This window comes from Mycoplasma sp. 5912, from assembly GCF_054353835.1.
This window is the reverse complement of record NZ_JBTHHI010000017.1, coordinates 1-5,788: the sequence shown is the minus strand read 5'-3', so window position 1 is coordinate 5,788 and position 5,788 is coordinate 1. Positions and strand designations below refer to the sequence as shown.

Here is a 5,788-nt window from a genome sequence, read left to right as displayed (position 1 = left end):
TAATAAAACAAAAAGATTAACAGAATTAATTGTTAATCTTTTTGTCCTACTTTAATTAATATATTTAGAAAATAAATAAAAAATAAACAACCTAATTATTAAAAAAATGTATAATAATTATGTTTATTATAAAAACATTTCCATAAATGTGTTATTTAAATTATAAAGGAGATTATGAAAACATTAAAATATGATTATCCATTAGTTGTTAAGGATAATAATCAACCAAAAAACCCAATTATATTCGTTCATGGATTTAACTCAAATCCAGAACTGCACGATATATTTATGAAGCACTGAACACTTAGTGATTACTATGCATTAGCATTTCCGGGCAACAATATGGTTGAACCTAAAAATGGTGATGAAGTAAGTGTTGATTCATTTGCGGACTTATTAATTAAATTCATTAAAGATAACAATTTAAAAGATGTTGTTTTAATCGGACATTCAATGGGTGGTGGAACCATTTCACTTGCATACAAAAAAGCACCGGAATTATTTGCTAAAATGATTTATGTTTCACCGATGAATAAGACTTTATTAGAACGTAAAGAAGAATTCTTTAAATTGTTTGCCCCACAAACCTTTGATGAATATAAGACACTGTTAGGTGCTTTATCACCTGTGTATTTACAAGCATTACAAGACCCTAGTGTTGAGGCACAACAAAGAGCATATTTTGAATCTGGCGCAGCAAGCAACCCACATGTAATGAAACTAGGTTTTTCACTTGCTGAAGAAAGTTTACACAATGCTGTTGAAGCAGGAATCGAAAGTATTAAAGTTCCTACATTATTGGTTTTAGGATCAAATGATATTATTATTAATTGTGAAAAAACAAAAACATACTTTTTAGCACATGCTAAAAATGTTACAGTTAAAGTTATTGAAAATACAGGACATGTTTCATTTTTAGAAGACTTTGTTAAATACTTTAACATTCTATCTGAATTTTATTTAACTAAATAAAATTCATTATAAAATTAGAAAGGAGTAAAATGCTAAATAGGTTAAAAGAATTTACCTGAAAGCAAATTGTTGCATTAATTATTCTTGCGGCAGCTGATGTTTTTGTGATAGCAGTACCTTACTATCTTAAAAATATTATTCCTAACTTTAACTTATATTTAGGTATCCGAGAAGATCAAGTTGCAATATTAATCGCAATCATCGGGATAGTTACTTTAGTTACCCAACTTCCGGGTGGATTCTTAGCAAACAAATTTAGTTCCAGATGATTGTTGTTTATTGCTATTATTTCGACAGCAATTATCGCAGTGTGGTTTGCGATCTTGTTGCTTAATCAAAGAAGTTATCAACAAACAGCAGCATTGAGAGCTTCATTGTTTGCACAATATGCAGTTATATGGGGACTTTGAGGAGTAACATCGACATTGGTGTTCTGAAGTCCGTTATGAAAGCTTGTGTCACAACAAGCTAAAAAAGAAAATCAAGGATATGCATACGGATTAGAAAGTTCATTTAACGGAATCATCGGATTTATTTTAATTTGAGCATTAGGATTCTTAATTGCAACATTCTGAATTGGAAAATTAAGCAAAAACCAAGTTCCATCATCAGGTGTTCCATTTGCTGTTTATATCTTTATTGTAGTAGCATTCTTGATTTTAGTTGCAATTTTGGTAATGTTATTGGTTCCAGAACGGCCAATAGAAAAAGTTGCAGCAGATCCAAACAAACCAAAAGAAAAGTTTTCTTGAGTAAAATTTAAAGCATCTTTAAAAGAAGGATTTAAGAAACTTAAGAATTGAAAACTATGAGCATTATCAGTGTTTTTAATGGGAATGTACACTTTCCAAACTGTTTTTCCTTATTATGTTTTACAAATGCTGGTTAATGAATATGGGGCACCAGGATGAATTTCATTTATTTTAACCGGAATTATCTCGTATGGATTTAGAATCTTTATTTCTTGAGTAATTGGTGGTTGAGCAGATAAAACACGTTCATATATTATGTTTTTGGTAATTTCGACAGGATTAGCAATCGCTTCTATTGTTGTTATTATCTTGATTGGATACATTCAAAATGCTAATACCTTAATTATTGTATTAAGTATTCTATTATTTATGTTTATTGGTTCACTAACATGAGCTATGGCAACACTAAGATATGCTCAACTTAATGAAATCCATATTGAAAAAGGTAGTTATACTTCATCAGTAGGAGTTATGTCATTTATTGGTTTCTCATTAGATGCATGATTTTATCCAATGTCATCAGCTATCGGAAAAGCATACACACCATATAACGGATTCCATACTAGTTTACAAGGATATAGAATTATTATCAGTATTGCATTAGCAATCGCATTAGTTGGTTTATTAGCAGGTATTGCAGTATTTATTTCTAATATCAAAGAACTTAAAAAACTTGGCATAAATAAATTTAGATGAAGAGAATTAGTAAATTAGTAAAAAACTTCCTATGTAGGAAGTTTTTATAACTTTTCATCTTCTGATGGACGCTTTCACTTTAAATATTCTTCTTGTTCTTCATCGTGTTTTTGTTTTATAAAAAAATCTTTATATTTATTTTGAATTCATTTTTCAAAAGTATCATTTATATTGAATGATGCCTCTCTATCTCTAAAAAACCAACTGATAAATAAAACTAAGAGAAGAGTGTTTAATGTAATAAAGAGTCATATAGGATTAAAGTTTACTCGGTGCTTTAAAATACCTAAAACATTATAATCTGGATCAATAATCGCTATAAATAATATTGAGTAACATAATAATAAAATAAATAAAATGGATTTAAAAATAATGCTTGTTTTAAAATATAAATCGGATTTTGTCTTAACACCACTTATATCAATATCGATACCATTAGCTATATTTTCTAAAATCTTATTTTTTATATAAGTGTTATCCAACCCATCTCAAAATGATTTATAACCTTTATGTGAATAAATAAAACTCCGATATAAAAATTTAAAATGTCCACCAACTAAACTAAATATATATTTTATAATTAGTAGAGAGAAGAATGTATAAATTAATGATCTAATAATATATTGATATTTTCATTTTGGAAATTTTATTAAATAAAACAAAAGTCATATTGATAAATTTATTAGGCAAGCAAAAAATAAAAGTCACAAAATAATATTTACAATTTTTAAGGATATATATATCTTCCTAATTCTTAAATAATTATAATATTTATCAATATTACAGAAGAGATAAGGGACCTTAAAAAAAGTTGTGTATTCATAACTGAGTTATCTTCACAAAAAAAGATTTTTTAAAAAAATATTAAAAAAAGAGTGAAACTCCTTTAAAATTGTAAGTGAAATAAAACAAAGGAGAACACATGACAGATATTATATCAAAAAATTTGTTAATTTCAGAAAAGATTAATGAAATAAAAGAAAATGGGTTTAAATTCGTAGCAGAATTTTCAAGAGACATCATTACTAATATAATGAATGCAATCTTAAAAGAAGAGTTTGATGAGAACTTAAAATTTGAATTTGAAAATTCTAAATATGAAAAGAAAAATACACGAAATGGTTATTATACAAGAGCACTAGATACACCTATTGGAAAAGCATTGTTAAATGTTCCAAGAGATAGAGCAGGAAGAATTAAAAGTAAATTATTTACCAGATATAGTCGGAGAAGCGATGATCTTACTCAGATGATAATGTCTTTTTGCAAACTAGGTGGTTCTTATAAAGAAATCACTGATTTCATTGAGAATTCTACAGACATAAAAATGTCAAGACAAACAATTTCTAATATCTTTACTACTACAAAGGAAAAGGTAGATGAATTCCAAAAAAGAAAGCTACCAAAGAAATTTCAAGCAATTTTTCTTGATTCCTCTTACTTTTCGATTAAACGAGGAAGTTATGCAAAAGAAGCTATAAATATAGTTATGGGAATTGACGAAAATGGCTATAAGCAAGTGCTAAACTTTGAAATTTGTCCAAATGAAAACAAAGGAATTTTTAGAGAATTATTACTAAAAATTAAGGAACAAGGTGTAGAAGAAGTTGAAATTTTTGTCTTTGACGGCTTACCTGGTTTAGAAAATGTTGTAAATGAAATTTTTCCAAAATCTAAGACTCAAAGATGTCTTGTACACATTCAAAGAAATATTGTGTCTAAAGTAAGGGTTTCAGATCGTAAAGAAATTTCTAATGATTTTATGTTAATTGCCAAACGAAGCAATATAGCTGAAGCACAAAAAGAACTAGAAAACTTTGTATCAAAATGAACCATAAAAGGTTACAAAAAAGAAGTCTCATATCTTTTGCAAATGCAAAATTTATTAACATTTTTTGATTTTCCACCTGAAAAGAGTAAATCTATTTATACAACAAATCCAATTGAATCCTTAAACTCGAATATGAAATTGATTTTAAAAAGAAAGGTTTCATTTCCTAGTACGGAAAGTTTATCATTGCTTTTAGCACATATTTTTGATAACTGAAATATTAACAGAAGTCTTAGAACAACAAACGGATTTAGAAATATAGGGTAAACTTCAATTTGGCATTGAAAAACCTGCAAAATATAAAACAAAAGAACAAAAGATTACTTTTGTTCTTTTGTTTTATATTTTGCAGGTTTTTCAAAAAAAATTTTAAATTTTCTGATAAGATGCTACTATATATACAACTTACCTTTTTACAGGATATAACTTAGTTTTTTATTAAAATACACAAGAATTTTTATAATGTCGAAGATAAAATATTCATCCAAAATTTCATCTACTTTGAGGGAATTTGTTTTTCTTTTATTTGACATTTATAGCTAGAATTTAATATATATTAATGATTATGAGTAACATATGTATTATGCACATGCACAATACGAATATTTTGTATTGCATATATAATATTATCAAGTTTTTCGATAAAAACTTGATTAAATCTATCTATTTCCCTGCTGATTTTTTCGATTATTTCTCACAATTTTATATCCTCTAGGTCATTTCTAACACTTCTTATTTCTTCAAATGTATATTTTGCATTTTTAAAAAATGAATATTTCACATCCTCTACTAATGCAAGTAATATTTGAAACATTTGTAAAGGAGAAAATCTCTCATCAGCTATTGGATATAAATCTTTATAATTAAATCCCTTTTTATTAATAATCAATTCTAAGATTTCCTTTTGGTCATCATCAAATTTTGATAATGTCTCAGGTTTAAAATAGTATTCTAATTTTTCTTGTTCTTTTTGCATACATATTCCTCTATCATTTTTTTGAAGCCTCAGAATAGACATCATTTAATTTTGATTCAATAATTTTATGTGATTTACTTAAAGAATCATAAATATTTTGAAGCATTTTAATCCGTTCGATATTTTCAATATCCTTTCTTGTTGCTCTTATTTCTTGTAGTGGATATTTTGGTCTAATATAGAAAAGATTGTCAATATTATCATCTTTTTTCAATGCTAGATATATCTGAAACATCTGTATTGCTGAATACCTTACATCTGCGGCAATTTTTAAATGATCTTTATTAAGATTTCTGGTATTGATGATTAATTCTAAAACTTCTTTTTGACCTTCATCGAATTTTGATAATGTCTCAGGTTTAAAGTAGTATTCTAGTTTTTCTTTTTCCATAATATAATTATACAAAAAAAAAAAAAACTAAACAAGGACATAAAAATTAACAGAAAATTAATATTGTATCATCTCTGCATATTGCTGAGGTGATTTTCAATCTAAAACAGATTGCATTCGTTTTGTATTATATCAAATTATGTATTGGTGTATTAGTTTTTTTAATTCAT

General features: G+C 26.6%; 6 protein-coding genes. 3 read left to right on the top strand and 3 right to left on the bottom strand.

From position 1 onward, the window contains the following. The first annotated feature begins 174 nt into the window (after window positions 1-174). Window positions 175-972, top strand: a complete 798-nt coding sequence (locus ACXYRP_RS04130) for an alpha/beta hydrolase (RefSeq protein WP_458615278.1) — start codon at window positions 175-177, stop codon at window positions 970-972. 29 nt (window positions 973-1,001) lie between these two features. Continuing rightward, window positions 1,002-2,438 carry an MFS transporter gene (locus ACXYRP_RS04125; protein ID WP_458597622.1) on the top strand — a complete coding sequence of 479 codons (1,437 nt, stop codon included), beginning with the start codon at window positions 1,002-1,004 and terminating at the stop codon, window positions 2,436-2,438. Between the two features lie 26 nt (window positions 2,439-2,464). On the opposite strand, the gene ACXYRP_RS04120 is transcribed toward ACXYRP_RS04125, so the two are convergent. Next, window positions 2,465-3,082, bottom strand: coding sequence for a hypothetical protein (locus ACXYRP_RS04120; protein WP_458615277.1), 618 nt, complete (start codon window positions 3,080-3,082; stop codon window positions 2,465-2,467). A 260-nt stretch (window positions 3,083-3,342) separates the two neighbouring features. Here ACXYRP_RS04120 and ACXYRP_RS04115 point away from each other — a divergent pair, with 260 nt between their 5' ends. Continuing rightward, window positions 3,343-4,518, top strand: coding sequence for an IS256 family transposase (locus ACXYRP_RS04115; RefSeq protein ID WP_458615276.1), 1,176 nt, complete (start codon window positions 3,343-3,345; stop codon window positions 4,516-4,518). Window positions 4,519-4,807: 289 nt separating this feature from the next. Here the strand turns inward: ACXYRP_RS04115 and ACXYRP_RS04110 are convergent, their stop codons facing one another. Both ACXYRP_RS04110 and ACXYRP_RS04105 read right to left on the bottom strand, forming a co-directional pair. Continuing rightward, entirely contained in the window at window positions 4,808-5,227 is a 420-nt protein-coding gene (locus tag ACXYRP_RS04110) for a hypothetical protein (RefSeq protein ID WP_458598200.1), read from the bottom strand. Window positions 5,228-5,237: 10 nt separating this feature from the next. Continuing rightward, window positions 5,238-5,618: a hypothetical protein gene (locus ACXYRP_RS04105; RefSeq protein ID WP_435129138.1), complete on the bottom strand. Its 381-nt coding sequence runs from the start codon at window positions 5,616-5,618 to the stop codon at window positions 5,238-5,240. Window positions 5,619-5,788 lie beyond the last annotated feature (170 nt).